The 16,488-nt window shown below is 45.8% G+C and carries 12 protein-coding genes; 7 read left to right on the forward strand and 5 right to left on the reverse strand.

Annotated features, from left to right (window positions below; genetic code table 11):
* Nucleotides 1–189: 189 nt before the first annotated feature.
* The gene (locus H6629_22860; protein MCB9070627.1) at nt 190–480 is read right to left on the reverse strand and encodes a hypothetical protein; all 291 of its coding nucleotides are present in this window, start codon (nt 478–480) and stop codon (nt 190–192) included.
* Nucleotides 481–988: 508 nt separating this feature from the next.
* Between H6629_22860 and H6629_22865 the strand changes: the two genes are divergently transcribed.
* From H6629_22865 to H6629_22885, 5 genes are all read left to right on the forward strand, one after another.
* Nucleotides 989–1,957, forward strand: a complete 969-nt coding sequence (locus tag H6629_22865) for an integron integrase (protein ID MCB9070628.1) — start codon at nt 989–991, stop codon at nt 1,955–1,957.
* Nucleotides 1,958–2,004: 47 nt separating this feature from the next.
* Entirely contained in the window at nt 2,005–2,391 is a 387-nt protein-coding gene (locus H6629_22870; GenBank protein ID MCB9070629.1) for a hypothetical protein, read from the forward strand.
* A 1,266-nt stretch (nt 2,392–3,657) separates the two neighbouring features.
* Nucleotides 3,658–6,711: an amidohydrolase family protein gene (locus tag H6629_22875; GenBank protein MCB9070630.1), complete on the forward strand. Its 3,054-nt coding sequence runs from the start codon at nt 3,658–3,660 to the stop codon at nt 6,709–6,711.
* 264 nt (nt 6,712–6,975) lie between these two features.
* The gene (locus H6629_22880) at nt 6,976–7,656 is read left to right on the forward strand and encodes a hypothetical protein (GenBank protein ID MCB9070631.1); all 681 of its coding nucleotides are present in this window, start codon (nt 6,976–6,978) and stop codon (nt 7,654–7,656) included.
* Between the two features lie 502 nt (nt 7,657–8,158).
* Nucleotides 8,159–9,364, forward strand: coding sequence for an amidohydrolase family protein (locus tag H6629_22885; protein MCB9070632.1), 1,206 nt, complete (start codon nt 8,159–8,161; stop codon nt 9,362–9,364).
* Between the two features lie 267 nt (nt 9,365–9,631).
* Here the strand turns inward: H6629_22885 and H6629_22890 are convergent, their stop codons facing one another.
* Both H6629_22890 and mtaB read right to left on the reverse strand, forming a co-directional pair.
* Nucleotides 9,632–9,958, reverse strand: coding sequence for a hypothetical protein (locus H6629_22890; protein MCB9070633.1), 327 nt, complete (start codon nt 9,956–9,958; stop codon nt 9,632–9,634).
* Nucleotides 9,955–11,253, reverse strand: a complete 1,299-nt coding sequence (gene mtaB, locus H6629_22895; protein MCB9070634.1) for a tRNA (N(6)-L-threonylcarbamoyladenosine(37)-C(2))-methylthiotransferase MtaB — start codon at nt 11,251–11,253, stop codon at nt 9,955–9,957. Before mtaB ends, H6629_22890 begins: the two co-directional genes overlap by 4 nt.
* Nucleotides 11,254–11,605: 352 nt before the next feature.
* Here mtaB and pyk point away from each other — a divergent pair, with 352 nt between their 5' ends.
* A complete protein-coding gene (pyk, locus tag H6629_22900; protein MCB9070635.1) occupies nt 11,606–13,039 on the forward strand; it encodes a pyruvate kinase in 1,434 nt (477 codons plus the stop codon).
* Between the two features lie 81 nt (nt 13,040–13,120).
* Here the strand turns inward: pyk and H6629_22905 are convergent, their stop codons facing one another.
* Nucleotides 13,121–14,005, reverse strand: coding sequence for a hypothetical protein (locus H6629_22905; protein MCB9070636.1), 885 nt, complete (start codon nt 14,003–14,005; stop codon nt 13,121–13,123).
* A gap of 94 nt (nt 14,006–14,099) precedes the next feature.
* Between H6629_22905 and H6629_22910 the strand changes: the two genes are divergently transcribed.
* Nucleotides 14,100–14,690 (forward strand): hypothetical protein, encoded by a 591-nt coding sequence (locus tag H6629_22910; protein MCB9070637.1) that lies wholly within the window; start codon nt 14,100–14,102, stop codon nt 14,688–14,690.
* An 81-nt stretch (nt 14,691–14,771) separates the two neighbouring features.
* On the opposite strand, the gene H6629_22915 is transcribed toward H6629_22910, so the two are convergent.
* Nucleotides 14,772–16,232, reverse strand: coding sequence for a peptide MFS transporter (locus tag H6629_22915; GenBank protein MCB9070638.1), 1,461 nt, complete (start codon nt 16,230–16,232; stop codon nt 14,772–14,774).
* Nucleotides 16,233–16,488: the final 256 nt, after the last annotated feature.

Genomic DNA, 16,488 nt, shown 5'->3' on the forward strand with positions numbered 1-16,488 from the left:
GTGTCTATTATTAGAAATATTTATTTATTTATTTTAAACCTGTATTTCCTGTAATCCTGTCAAACAAAATTTGTTTTACCAGTAATCCTGTCAAACAAAACCAGTTTTACCTGTAATCCTGTTAAAAATAACTGCATCACAAGTAAAATGTCCAACACAACACCAATAACAAAAAAACATCGCCGTAAATCACACTTCGGCAATCCGATGCTCCAGATTCAATGCAACTACCCGCTCATAAGGCAATTCCCAATAGCCGATGGAACCATTCCAGTTACCGCCAGCCTGCCGAATCAAAACGCCAACACTAACCTCACCATAACTAACTTTTAAATACACAATATCATCAGGCTTATAGCTCGTATTGCGCTTTTGCCATTCACCCTCATCAACAATCAATTCAACAGTCGTAAAACGGCGCTGCCGATCCGCATCATAACGATAACGCACACAAACCAACGCATCGCCATAACGTTTCATCAGCTTCTTACTGCCGGCTTCACCCGGATTAATCTTCTTTAATGTTTTCAAAATGCATCGTCCAACGGATTTCAAAAAACAATAGGCACAAAAATGTTAAGGTTAAATTGGGCAAGTCAAACAACATTATTAATGTATAGAAACCGGAAAACAATCACAAGCAAAAAATGACCAATGAGCAATAACCAATAACCAATCATATTCAATATTAAATTTTCGGTAGCGTCACTATTTGATTGATATCTCAAAACTCAGATGCTTCGTCTCCCGGCAAGCCGGGATCCCCGGCATGACAAAGTGGTCATTTTGAGGAGTGAAGCGACGAAAAATCTCTTCTTTAAGGCATATCCAATCATTCAATATCTACCTCTACCAAATATTCAATAATCAATAATCAATATTCAATATTCAATATCAAATATCCCCCCTCTTGCAAAACGAATCAAAAATTAGTATATTCCCGTGCACGTAAAAACAACAGTCACCCAACATAACAAGATCACTGCATATGAATCCGCAACAATCCGAATTGTTAGCGCAGGTGAAAAACAAAATTCGCCTGCTGCACTACTCCTATCGAACAGAAGAAGCGTATTTGAAATGGATTCAAAAATTCTTCCAATTCAACAACGCCAAAAATCCCTATAACCTTGCCGAAAAAGAAATCAGCCAGTTTCTTACCCATCTTGCCGTAAAAGAAAACGTAGCCGCCGCAACCCAAAACCAGGCGCTCTCCGCAATCTTGTTTCTCTATAAAATTGTATTGCCCAAAGAACTCGGCAAAATAGAAAACATTCGCGCCAAAAAACCCCGCCGTGTGCCCGTCGTCCTCACCAAAAACGAAATAACCCGCATCTTCCGGCATCTATCAGGCACCCAAAAACTGATCGCCGGATTAATGTATGGCAGCGGGCTTCGGTTAATGGAAGCATTGCGCATTCGCGTAAAAGATATCGATTTCGGATACAACCAAATTACCATTCGCGACGGAAAAGGGCAAAAAGATCGCGTAACCATGTTTCCGCAATCCTTAACAACCGATATGCAGCTGCATCTCAACCGGGTAAAAGCATTACATCAGCAAGACCTGCACGAAGGATACGGCAGCGTTTACCTGCCCTTTGCCCTCGCCAAAAAATATCCCAACGCAGCAGCAGAATGGGGATGGCAATACGTATTCCCATCTGTCCGGCGCTCCGAAGATCCCCGCAGCGGCATCATCCGCCGCCACCACGCCGCAGAAAACAGCGTTCAACGCGCTGTAAAACAAGCTATCAGCGATGCTGCAATCACCAAAAACGCCAGTTGCCATTCCCTGCGCCACAGTTTTGCCACACATTTATTAGAAGAAGGTTACGATATCCGCACCGTTCAGGAATTGCTCGGACATGCAGATGTCAGCACAACCATGATCTACACCCACGTGCTAAACAAAGGCGGCAAAGGCGTAAAAAGCCCCCTCGATTTCACCACATAGCACACACAAGCAGAGCGAAGCCAAAGCATAGCGGTTAATCACCTGTCATGCTGAGTCCCGCTTTGCGGGAAAGCACCCCCCCCTCGTTCCAGGCTCCGCCTGGAACGCCCTTATCAAAAAAGCTCCGCTTTGCAAACGACAAACCGGAACATCACCCAACATTGGCTCCAAACACGCTTTGCAAAAAAAATAAACCGATTTCAAACAGGCTCCGCCTGAAGCCCTATCAAAAGCTCGCTTTACAAAACGACAAACCGGACATCACCAACATTGGTCAAACACGCTTTGCAAAAAATAATCGCACTCCTCGTTCCAGGCTCCGCCTGAACGCTATTATCAAAAAGCTCCGCTTTACAAAACGACAAACCGGAACATCACCCAACATTGGCTCCAAACACGCTTTGCAAAAAAATAAACCGATTTCAAAGCCTTAAACACGCACTGTTCAAAATGAAAAACCGATTTCAAAGCCTTAAACACGCTTTGTTCAAAATGAAAACCGATTTAAGCCTTAAACACGCTTTCAAAATGAAAACCGATTTCAAAGCCTTAAACACGCATTGTTCAAAATGAAAACCGATTTCAACGCTTTAAACACGCATTGTTCAAAATGAAAACCGATTTCAACGCTTTAAACACGCATTGTTCAAAATGAAAAACCGACGTTGAAACTTCAAAACCGCTTTGTAAAAAAGATTCTACAAGTCGACGGTGCCGGGGTTTTTGCGAAAAACATCGTAGATGTTCAATTATTGTAGCCATAAACAATTGAAAAGACCGAACATCGTAGATGTTCCATTGAGTTGCTCGATTGTAACGCATGGAATTATCAATCCTCTACGAGGATTCGATATTCCGGTTTTGATTGGCTACACCAATAAAACCTCTACGAGGTAACTATCTATCGCAATAATTTGAAATAAAACATCGTAGATGTTCAATTATTGTAGCCCAAACAATTGAAAAGACCAAACATCGTATATGTTCCATTATTGTAGAATTTTGATTGTAACGCATGAAATTATCACCCTCAACGAGGATCCGATATTTCAGTTTTGATGGGCTACACCAATAAAACCTCTACGAGGTAACTATCTATCGCAATAATTTGAAATAAAAAACATCGTAGATGTTCAATTATTGTAGAAATCGATACATAAATCAAAGACCGAACATGTAGATGTTCAATTATTGAAATCGATACCATAAATCAAAAGACCGAACATCGTAGATGTTCAATTATTGTGAAATCGATACCATAAATCAAAGACCGAACATCGTAGATGTTCAACTATTGTAGCCATAAACAATTAAAAAGACCGAACATCGTAGATGTTCCATTATTAGATTGATCGAATGTAACGCATGAAATTATCACCCCTCAACGAGGATTCGATATTTCGGTTTTGATTGGCTACACCAATAAAACCTCTACGAGGTAACTATCTATCGCAATAATTTGAAATAAAAAAAACATCGTAGATGTTTAATTATTGTAGAATTGTTCGTCATAGACAAAATATATCCTCGTAGAGGATACATAAAAACGCTAATTTCCAACACCCAATGTCACACCATCTTTTCTATTTCAAAAGAAATTGGTATATTCGCCCGTCAATCAACAACAACAACAGAAGCGCCGGAGATGCTCAATGAAAATCGTTTCCCGGATCAGAAAAACAACACTGACCGATACAAAAATGACAAATAAACCAATCGCGGTGATGCGTTATGCCATTACAATAATAATGATGATCATGCCCGCCATAATCGCCCAAACCAAACCCGTAGAAGGTTTGCGCGATCACCTGCCCGGATTACATGCGCTTACCAACGCCAAAGTCGTGCGCGCACCGGGCGATGTGTTAGAGAACGGCACAATTATCATCCGCGATGGCATTATCGAAGCCGTTGGCACAGCCATCACACCGCCGCAAGCCGCCCAGGTTTGGGATTACAGCGGCAAAACCATCTACCCCGGATTAATTGATGTATTCAGCAATCTCGGTATGTCCGAAAAAAACGGTGAGCATAAAAATGAAACCGGCGGCGCAGCCCATTGGAACGAAAAGGTCGATGCCCAACATCGCGCAACCGATGCATTCAGTGTAAAAGACAGCGATCTCAATAATTTGCACAAACAGGGATTTACCGCAGCGTGGATCGTCCCGCAATCCGGTAATTTTCGCGGGAACAGCGCCGTTATCGCATTGGGCGGCAGCGATTTATCGGAACAGATTATCCGGCAGGATGTTGCCCAGCACATCTCATTTCAACGCTCCGGCGGCGGTTATCCCTCATCGTTGATGGGCATTATCGCGCTTATTCGCCAAACATTTCTGGATGCCAAATGGTATCAGCAAGCCCACAGCGCATGGGATTTGAACATGGCGCAACCCGCACCGGAAACCAACGATGCACTTGCCGCACTTGCCGATGCCATCGCCGGACAGCAGCCGGTTGTTTTTGAAGTAGGCGACGATCTGGAATATCTGCGTGCGGTCGCCATCGCAAAGGAATTCAATCTGAATATTTGGGTGAAAGCCAGCGGAATGGAATATCGCATTGCCGATGCCGTGCAGCAATATGCTTTTCCGGTGATCACCCCGCTCAATTTCCCGGAAAAACTGAATGCGGAAACCCCGGAAGACGCGATCGATCTCGATTTGCAGGAATTGCAGCATTGGTATTTCGCACCGGAAAACCCTGCAATTCTGGCCGCACACAATGTATCGCAATTGTTCACCCGCGATGGATTGGATAAAAAACAGGATTTCCATAAACAATTGCGCAAAGCCATCGAACGGGGTTTATCCGAAGATGCAGCGTTGGCTGCGCTCACAACTCAGGCGGCAACGTTGCTCGGCGTAGATGATCAAATCGGCAGCATCGCCAACGGCAAACGCGCAGACCTGCTCATTACCAACGGCAATCTGTTTGATGACGATCGCACCATTATCGATGTGTGGGTAAACGGCAAACGCAGCCAGATAACCGCGCCGCCGGAGCTGGATGCCCGTGGAAAATATGATCTAAAGCTGAATATACCCCAACATTCGCTGTCCGTCAGCGGAACGCTCAATATAACCGGAAAACCGGAAAAACTGTCTGCGGAACTGGAGACCGTGACAGAAAAGAAGATCAAGTTTGACAACATCAAACTCGATCATCGGCGATTGTTCCTGAATCTTTCCGGCGATAGCCTCGGTTTGCCCGGGATGTTGCTGCTTTCCGCTGCACGTGACGGCAATAATTGGAAAGGCAGCGGATTAGCACCGGACGGACAATCATTTGAATGGATGGCAACCCAAACCGAACCACCGGCTCCGGTGGAAAAGAAATCCAAAAAAGATACTGTGCAGGTGGAGCCATATCAACCGAAAGCAGGGTGGGGGGCATATAACCGGAAAGCAATGCCGGTGCAACCCGCCGTAGTTGTGTTTAAAAATGCAACCATCTGGACCAGCGCATCGCAGGGAATAGTGCAAAATGCCGATTTGCTCATTCGCGCCGGTAAAATTGACGAGATCGGACAAAACATCAGTGTGCCAAAGGGCGCACTCGTGATTGATGCAACCGGTAAACACATCACACCCGGATTAATCGATGCACATTCCCATACGGGCATTGATCGCGGCGTAAACGAAGCAACCCAGGCTGTAACCGCGGAAGTGCGCATCGGCGATGTCGTGGATAGTTACGATATTTCCTGGTATCGGGAGCTTGCCGGCGGATTAACTGCCGCCAACCAGTTGCACGGATCGGCAAATCCCATGGGTGGACAAAACTCAGTGGTCAAATTGCGTTGGGGCGCAATGCCCGAAGCCATGAAAATTGCCGGAGCGCCCGGCGGCATCAAATTCGCCCTCGGCGAAAATGTGAAACAAAGTAACTGGGGCGATGATAATACCACTCGCTATCCCCAAACCCGCATGGGTGTGGAAACGATCATGCGCGATCGTTTTCGTGCCGCCCGCGATTATCGCGATGCATGGAATCGTTACAATGCACTCAATAAAAAAGCCCAGTTGCGCACCGTGCCGCCCCGCCGCGATCTGGAACTGGACGCTCTATTGGAAATTATCAACGGAAAACGACTGGTGCATTCCCATTCCTATCGCCAGGATGAAATATTGATGCTTTGCAGGATCGCGCAGGATTTCGGTTTCAAGATCGGCACGTTCCAGCATGTTCTCGAAGGATACAAAGTTGCGGAAACCATCAAAGAAGCAGCTATCGGCGCATCCGCGTTCAGCGATTGGTGGGCATTTAAGTTTGAAGTATATGATGCTATTCCATATAATGGGGCAATTATGCATCGCGTTGGCGTAAATGTATCGTTTAATTCAGACAGCAACGAGCTCGCCCGGCGATTAAATACCGAAGCGGCAAAAGCGATAAAATATGGCGGCGTCGCACCGCAGGAAGCGCTCAAATTTGTGACGCTCAATCCTGCAATCCAGTTGGGCATTGCCGATAAAACCGGTTCGCTGGAAGTGGGCAAAGATGCGGATATTGCCGTTTGGAATGGCGATCCGTTGTCCACATATACCCGTTGCGAACAAACCTGGGTGGATGGTCGCAAAATGTTCGATCGCGAAGACGATATGCAATTGCGTCAGCAGGTGGCTACTGAACGCGCGGATCTCATTCAGCGATATCTGGCGACAGCTAACGGTAAATCCGGCGGCAAAGTGTTTACCATGAAAAAATCCGGGGAATACTCCTGCCGACACGATGGGCACGATCATTAAAAAGTCGAAGCCCTTATTTATACGATAAACGAGTATGATCTTTACTTTTCGAGCTGGAGACTCCTGCCTTCGCAGGAGTGACAAACCACCTCTGAATTGTCATTCCTGCGAATGCAGGAATCTCATTCTCATTTGGGAAAAGGTTAAGCTTATGGTCATATGCAGTAAATCTTGAATTTTGGTATTTGTGTTTTGGTATTTGAATTTTGGAAAACGAAACAGTATGCCAATAAAATTAATGATGTAATCACAACCGAGGTTTGTATGTCATCGATGGTCAAAAAATGCTCAACCTTTTTTCTGATGCTCTTTATCGCCAGTTGTGCCGGAACAAAGTTAATTCAGCCGGAATCCCAAAAAGATGCAAGCTACCAACAGGCGCAATTAACCAATACGCGGCTGGCAATCGTAATGCTCGATAGCCTGCAAATCACCTATGATCGAGATATAAAAGATTTTCCGGTGCAGCGCTATCGCTATTATTTAAAACGGCAGTTTCCGGTTGCCATTCGCGAAAACACCGTGTTTAAAGATGCCGCATTGGTTTATTCAATCGATAACGCGGCGGATATCCAATGGAAAACCGAATCACTGCCGCAGGTAGAAGCAACGGTCACAATTCCGGTGCCCGCATTGTCTACCCGTTTCGATCTTCCCGGCGGTGATTATCCGTTTGTGCTCATTCTTTCCCGACTGGATATTCAGCACACCGGCAAAAATATTAAAGATCGATTGACGGATGTATTTGATGTATCCGCAACCGGGCTCACCCAACATTGTTTGCGCTATGTGCTATGGGATAATCGCGATGGCAAAGTTGTCCAAAAAGGCGTTACCGCTGCGGAAACGATCGAGCTGGAAAAATACATCGGCACCCAACGCTGGGAACAATTGATGACAGATTTGGCAGCCCAAATCTTCAACGACCCCATATATCAAAAATGATGGTTGCCTGAGTTCCCGATGGGTGGGATAATTGTGTTAATTTGAACGATTGTTAACATAGAATTATCAATCCTCTACGAGGATTAGATGTTCCGGTTTATGATAGACTACAATAATAAAACCTCTACGAGGTAAACATTTACCGCATTGATATAAAATAAAAAGAACGTCGTAGATGTTCCATTATTGTAGCACCAGATAGAATTAAAAAAGACCGAACATCGTAGATGTTCCATTATTGTAGAATTCGATACCATAAATCACAACACCGAACATCGTAGATGTTCAACAATTGTAGAATTTGGTAACATTAAACAAAAGACCGAACATCGTAGATGTTCCATAATTACAACACAAAACTCTGAAAATGAAACATTCAAAACCTGAAAAATAAATTGGAGCACTTTTAGATGATACTGATTTCCCTGTTATTTATAATGAAATCAAATGCCCGGAAAATCTGCCGGCATTCGCTGGCAATATTTCTGCTTACCGGGTTTGGTTGGGTGGCTTTCGCCAGCGATCAGGTGCCTGCACCGCCGCAGGATCATCCCATTGCATTGGTCAACGGCACGGTGCACACACCGTCAGCGGTGCTACCTTGCCGGCAACCACCATTTTGTTCGATAACGGCAAAATTACCTTCATCGGCGGAGAAGCTGCGTTACCGGAAAATGCGGAAATCATTGATATCAACGGAAAACATGTGTATCCGGCAATGATTGCGGCAAACACTATCCTCGGTTTATCGGAAATCAATGCCGTTCGCGCCACCCGCGATTATCGCGAAGTCGGTAGGTTCACGCCGGAAATGCGGGCGGAAGTTGCCTATAATCCCGATAGCGAATTACTCCCCGTAACCCGCGCCAACGGCGTCGCACTTGCCCAAAGCGTACCGCAGGGCGGATTGATCTCCGGAACATCCGCACTAATGTCGCTCGATGGCTGGACATGGGAAAATATGACCGAAAAATCGCCGGTGGGATTGCACATCCGCTGGCCGCAAATGAAGGCCATTGAACGGATATGGATGCGCCAAAGCGCTGAAGATCAATTGAAAGATCGCGACGAGCAGTTGGAAAATCTTCGCAAATTTTTCGCAGATGCGCGGGCGTATCATCAATTAAAGTCATCCGGTCAACCGTTTGAATCGAGCACTCGGTTGGAAGCGATGGCGCCGTTTATCACCGGAGAAGAGCCGGTGTTTATTCACGCAGATGATATTCGCCAGATTCAGGCGGCGATGGATTGGGCGAAAACAGAGCAATTGCAAATGATTCTGGTTGGCGGATATGACGCATGGCGCATCGCGGATGAATTGAAAGCGCAGGATATCCCGGTGATTTATCACAACGTTCATTCACTGCCGGATCGTCGTTGGGAAGGATACGACACGCCGTTCACCGGACCTGCAAAATTACATGCCGCAGGTGTTCGTTTTTGCATCGCACCAGCAGAAGGCGTTAGTGATCCGGGACATTCCCGAAACCTGCCATACGAAGCAGCAACCGCCGCAGCTTATGGATTACCAAAAGATGAAGCGTTGAAATCGGTGACGTTGTATCCCGCGCAAATATTTGGGATTGCAGAACGGGTCGGTTCGCTGGAAGTAGGGAAGGATGCCACGCTGATCGTTACCACCGGTGATCCGTTGGAAATTACCACCCAGGTTGAGCATATGTTTATCGCCGGCGGCATGTCGATTTGAGCAGCCGCCACACACAATTATATGAAAAATATTTGCAAAAATATCGTCAGCTTGGTGAGATAGAGTAGGATAACCCGCGATTCAGTTTCGGGACATTTTTCCACAGATATTGTTCCGAAATTGAATCGCTGTTGGATGGTTGTTTGGCGGATAGAATTTTGAAGCTGTAATACTCGGTCATTCCTGCGAAGGCAGGGATCTCCGGGTTTTTTACCATTAAAGCGGATAGATAAAGCTACTCACCTTTGCCGTTAAAACAGAAACGGATTAATCAAAATATTGCTGAACGCAGCCGGTGTAGTAAAAAAACAAAATCAACGCTGCGATCAGACAAAACAGCATCGGCAACAAACCGATAAGCTTTTGGTCCCTGCTCAACGAGCGATAGGTTCGTGCTGTTTTTGCTGCGATGAAAACGCTGGTCAAATACATTATCACGAAAACAACGATAATGCCAAAACGCCAGTCGATCAGCGGTTGTTCAACTGCCGGAAAAATGCCGGGTAAAAATATCAACATCAGCATCAGCAAAACGCACAGCACTGCGATACCCAACTGGACCCTTTCCGTGGATCGAATCAATGTCCGGTTCATTTCAGTGTTCCAATTACCCCGTGTTTATCTAATGCTTCCAATCGTACCGGTAGCATTCTGTTCTTCAGATCGTGACTGGAAGCTACTTTTACGCGAATATAAGTGTCTGTTAATCCGCTCCAAAATCCATTCTTTTGTTGTTCGAATAAAACGAATTCGGTTTTTCCCAAAAATTGCTGGTGATAAACGGTGCGTTTCCGCTCGCTCAATTCCCGCAGTCGCCGGCTGCGTTCGATAATCGTTTCCCGGCTGATTTTTTCCTGATCCGGCAGTTTGCTGCTCCGCGCATGATCGCGATCGGAATAGCTGAACACGTGAAAATAGGCAAACGGCAAATCCAGCAACAGTTCGTAGGTTTCATCAAATAATGCGTCCGTTTCGCCGGGATAGCCGACGATCACATCCGTTCCCAAACAGGCTTCCGGATTGGTGCGATGCGCCATCATTAGAAAATCGACAAATTCCGCAACGGTATATTTGCGGTTCATCGCCTGCAAAATGGCGTCGCTGCCCGATTGAATGGGAATGTGTAGATAGCGGCACAATTTTCCGGTGGTCGCCAGTTGTTGCACAACCGCATCGGCAATGGTCGTCGGCTCGATCGATGAAATGCGGATGCGCCACAAATCCTCAATTGTTGCCAACGCAGAAAGCACATCCACCAGCGTTTTCCCTTCAAAATCGTAAGTGCCGATGTTAATGCCGGTCAGCACCAGTTCATGATGTCCGGCTGCTGTCAGGCTGCGGGCTTCTTTCAAAATATCCTCAAATTCACGGCTTCGGGCACGACCGCGCGCATAAGGAATTTCGCAAAAGCCGCAAAAAAAGTCGCAGCCATCCTGAATTTTCAGGTTGGCACGCGTATGCAGATCGTCAAATCCCACAAAAGGAATCGTAAAGCTTTTGCGCTGGATGGTCGGCGTAATCAACTGCGGTTCATTTTGTGCTGTGGTTTCCTGCAAAATTCCGGCGATATCCATTTTACGCTCGTTACCGACAACCCAGCGCACATTTGGCAATTCCAGCAATTTTTCCCGCTGCACCTGCGCCTGACAACCGACCAGCGCAATTTGCACATCGGGATTTATCCGCAATGCCTTGTTGACCAGTTTGCGAGTGTCCGCATCGCCGTTTTCGGTTACGGTGCAGGTGTTTACCACCAGCACATCGGGCGTATCTTTAAAATTCACCACCTGATGTGCATTTGCATCAAAACCTTGTTGCATAATTGCCGTTTCAGCCTGATTCAACCGGCAACCAAAGGTGTAAAAAGCTATTTTTTTTCTGTTTTCCATCGCTGCTTTTTTTAATTAATAATGGCATAATTTAAGGTATCAACGCTGTAAATCAAAAATTATTCGATAATCCTTTAAGTAGAGGCAATTCATGAATTGCCTCTACATGTAATTCATGAATTGCCTCTACATGTAATTCATGCCTTACATCTAATGTAATTCATGAATTGCCTCTACATGTAATTCACGAATGGTCTCTACAGGCAATACAGCGCCATACAACCGCTACTTTTCGCTTTGATGCGTCATAAATTTACGTAAATTTGGTTTTTGCGAACCCGAATTGTTCCGATAACAAACTGTATTGTAACCTTTTGCAGGTAAAAGTGGAAATACCAGGAGATACCATTTGATGAACTTTGATATACAGCACCGCAAAGCCAAGATTGTTTGCACACTTGGACCCAGCAGCCATACATACGAACAAATTTTGGCGTTGGCCAAAGCCGGAATGGATGTCGCGCGAATCAATTTTTCGCACGGCGAACATGAGACACACAAAGCATTGATTGAAACGGTGCGGCGTGTTTCCCGCGATATTGCCAAACCGATTGCCGTGCTGCAGGATTTGCAGGGACCAAAAATTCGTGTCCAAACTTTCGAAAACGGACAAATTGAGCTGGTGGATGGTGCCAAATTCATTCTCACTGTGCGCGATGTTACCGGCACCGAAGAAATTGTTTCGGTATCGTACAAATCCTTTTATCAGGATGTGAAACCGGGCGACGCGGTGTTGCTCGATGACGGCAACCTGAAGCTGGAAGTTGAAAAAATCGACGGATTGGATGTCCATTGCAAAGTGATATATGGCGGTATTTTGAAAGATAAAAAGGGTTTGAATTTACCGGGATCGATTCTTTCCGTGCCGTGCCTCACCGAAAAAGACCGCAAGGATTTGCAGTTCGGGCTGAAAATGAATGTTGATTACGTTGCGTTGTCTTTCGTGCAAAAACCGGAAGATATCAATGAAATAAAATGGATTATCGAAGCGCACGGCAAACAAACCCCGGTGATCGCAAAAATCGAGAAACCGCAGGCGGTTGAAGCGATCGATAAAATCACCGATCTGACCGATGCGGTGATGGTTGCCCGAGGCGATTTGGGCGTGGAAATGCCCGCCGAAGAAGTGCCATCTATTCAGAAAATGATTATCAGCTTGTGCAATCGCAAAGCTATTCCGGTGATTACCGCAACCCAAATGCTCGATTCGATGATCCACAACCCACGCCCGACCCGCGCCGAAGCGTCCGATGTTGCCAACGCCATTCTCGACGGCACGGACGCCGTGATGCTCTCCGGCGAAACCGCATCCGGCGCATTCCCGTTGGAAGCGGCGCAAACGATGGATCGTATCATCCGGATGACTGAATCGAAAAGCGGACCGCGTTGGGAGCTGAAACGTCGCCAGCGCGATGCAACCTATCCGATCGCATCGACCATCGGGTATTGCGCCTGCCACGCTGCACAAATGGTAAATGCCAGCGCGATTGTTTGTCTCACCCAATCCGGCTCAACTGCCGGGATGATCAGCCGGTTTCGCCCGATGCTGCCCATCATTGCGATGACCTGGCAGGAAAAAACCTATTGCCGATTGGCGCTGTTGTGGGGCGTTCGCGCATTTCTGGTCGATGAATTTTATGAAAATGTGGATGACGCAATTGAAACATTAAAAGCGCGGATGATCGAAATGGGTTTAGCCGAATCCGGTGATAATGTGGTGTTTACAGCAGGTTTGCCTTTCACCCAACGCCGCCCGACCAATGTGCTGCGCATCGAGGAGCTTTAATTGTTTGTGTTTGGATAACAGTCTATGGAGATTTCTGCTCCGCGCCGAATGCGGGAATCTCCTGTAACACCTTCTGTTGCGCTAATTTTCCGCAACAGCATTCCGGCTCACCTGAACCTCAACCACAAACTTATTTCGTGCGGTAGGATTTGCCGAATCGTCATAAAACATGACGCTGACGCTCCGGTAATCGTCCCGCTCTTTTTCCCGCAATTCGTATCGCAGCGCTTTTCGTCCGCTCAACACATCGATGGTTTGCCAATCTTTGAACGATTCAGTCCATGTATCCCCGTTACAAAATTTGAGTTTACCAACCAGATTGCTGTAAATGTCGCGAGCTTGCGATTTTTGGTTGCCCTGATAAAATCGCGACACAAAATTATTTTCCGGCGATATTCGCGAAACGATTGCCCCGGGCAGTTGAACGTTGGGATACAAATTGTTGCCTTCGCCACGCGTGATGAAATAAAAATCGGCGTTGGCGTGGGCAATTACAAAATTGATGGCATCGCATAAATCCGCTTCCTCCGGAAGCGAGCGCGACGCGACGTCCGCCCACCAAGCCCGCATCCGGTAACTGCCGATGGCGTTAGTATCCGCCCGAACCACCAGCAGCCATTCCCCGGCAAACGGGATTTCTACCGCATATGTAAGCGAATTACTGCCGTTTTCATTCGGAAATTTGGCCAGATAAGTTGTGTCGTCCGGCGCGATCAGCACAATTGCCGGAGAGAAACCGGTTGCTTTAACCTGCACCAACAGCAAATCCCCTTTCGAGAAACTGACTTCGTATGCGTCAAATCGCCCGAATTCGGGATCGGTTTCATCAACCGGATTAATTTCTTCATCAAAATAAAGGTGGGAAACCCTCACCGAGTCGCCATCGGTTTGCGCAGATAACGGATTCGTGTGTGAGCACAACAGCATAACTGCAATTGGTAAAGCGTATTTCACAAAACGGTTCATTATTTAATTCCGAATGTTGCGTATTTTTGTTATTTGTGGTAATTTAAAGTCAATCATACCAAAATTGTTCCGGTTTATACGTCAGGAGGAAATTATGCCTCAGGAATGCCATTGGTGCTTTAATTGCCGTATGAAATTTTATCGAAATGAGATTCGCTATTTCGATTTCGGCGTCAGAGAAGCTAATACTAAAAAAGGCGTTTGCAGCGCTTGTAAAGCGGCGATCGTAGCTTCACCAACGTTTATCGATACGAATTTTCAATTTATTTTTATTCCCCAACAGTTATTGCTCACCAAACTTGGTATGAAAAACGACAAATTGACAAAATTCTATTTGTTGCTGAATAAATACCTCCCTTATTTCCCAACCAAAATGATTGGACATGTCATCCAACTTTGCTCTGAATACAATAGCAAATTCATGCGATATATTCAATCATTAGATTTGGATTATCAAACCTCGCCACATTATCCTGATAGTGTGGATCTTGGGCATGCCGGAACACATCTTATAAATTGGAGAGGTTTGCGTAAACAAATGGAGCATTTAATTGAAATGACGCATCATATCAGTGAAAATAAAAAAACCAAAGCTGATGACTTGAAAAGCAAGATGTTCGAAGAATACAAGGAAATTAAACAAAAGCTGGCAGCAGACCAGGCCGTTCCCGTCGAATTTAAATGATGCTATAAAATATTGATTTCGCTAAAACAACAAACGCCACTAAAAAGCGGCGTTTGCAGATAAACAGTTGGTTCAAAAAAGCTATTGAATGTCGCCAATCAATTTGTTTTTGATCGGTTTGGCGAAAATCAGGAAAACGACGCCGGCAACCACAACAATTGTGGCAACGTTGCCGAATAACTCTGTGATGGGCAGTGTTTCAAACTGTCCGGCAACCAATCCAGCAATCAAATTTCCTAATGCGGTTCCCATAAACCAGGTTCCCATCATTTGCCCAACCAATGGTTTTGGTGAAAGTTTTGTGACGGAGCTTAATCCAACCGGGCTCAAGCACAATTCGCCAATGGTGTGCAAATAATATGTAGCGACTAACCACATCGGGCTAACTCCGGGACCGCCATCTGTTGTGTATTGCGCACCCCATGCCAGCACCAGAAAACCGGATCCGAGCAATACCAGTCCGAGCCCGAATTTGGTGGGGATGGAAGGATTGCGAGCGCCCAGCATTACCCACAAACTTCCCATAATCGGTGCCATGATGATGATAAACAACGCGTTCACCGATTGCAGCCAACTTGCCGGCATTTCCCAACCGAAGATGTTCCGATCGGTTAATCGTTCGGCAAACAAGTTCATTGATGAACCGGCCTGCTCAAAACCTGACCAGAAAAGTGCTGCGCCGACAAATAAAATTGCGATCACAACAACGCGCTTTTTTTCCATCGAAGATAAATCTTTAAAGAAAATAACAAAAAGGAAGTACAGCAGCGCAAGCCCAACAATTATAACGCCAGTTGCACCGGCAACGCCGGTTAAGGTTATTTTCAAAATTCCCGCATAATCGATTACCCAAAGTACTGCAAAAATGGTCAGCAATCCGGCAACGCCGCGGATCAGTGAGGATATATCGTTTTTGCGTTGCGCCGGATCGGTCGCTTTCAATTTTCCGGCATCGCCCAAATGTTTTAAGCCTAATTTATACTGGATAACCCCAAACGCCATCCCGAAACCGGCAGCGCTAAAGCCAAGGTGCCAGTTAACCTGCTCACCAAGATAACCGCAAATGAGCGGGCCGATAAATGCGCCAAGATTTATCCCCATATAAAATATGGAAAATCCGGCATCGCGACGTGCGCCGCCTTCCGGATAAAGATCGCCGACAATTGCGCTGACGTTCGGCTTCAATAAACCAGTACCGATGACGATCAGAATCAATCCGGTAAAGAAAAAGAATTTTCCGGGAATTGCCATGCAAAAATGCCCGGCAGCAATGATAATCCCGCCGTAAAAAACAGCTTGCTGTTGCCCGATTAAACGGTCGGCAATCCACCCGCCCGGCAATGCCAGCAAATATACCAAAGCGGTATACATACCGTAAATAGCCGCGCCGGTTTGCCCGTCCATCCCAAACCCGGGATTTTCGCCGGTTGTTGCTGCAACAATAAACAGCAGCAAAATGCCCCGCATACCGTAATAACTTAACCGTTCCCACATTTCTGTAAAAAATAAGGTGCCTAATCCGCGAGGATGTCCACCGAACATAATGCCTCCTTGTTTAATTAGCTTTCAGACGTATCATGCATACGTTTCGTTTACATATAATTTGCAATCTTCAGTTACTGTCGGCGGCTCCGAATAACCTGAGAATATAATGGTTCGCCTATTAGCATCAAAATTCTAAAGAAATAAATTTTATAGTTTTAGCTCCGCAGATAATCCCAAAACATTATCTAAAAGCGGATGCAGTAATTTGCTGCCTCAATTTGAATTTCAGTGCAGTTGTGTTATATTAGCCTTT

The sequence above is a fragment of the Calditrichia bacterium genome, assembly GCA_020634975.1.
GTDB lineage: Bacteria > Calditrichota > Calditrichia > RBG-13-44-9 > J075 > JACKAQ01.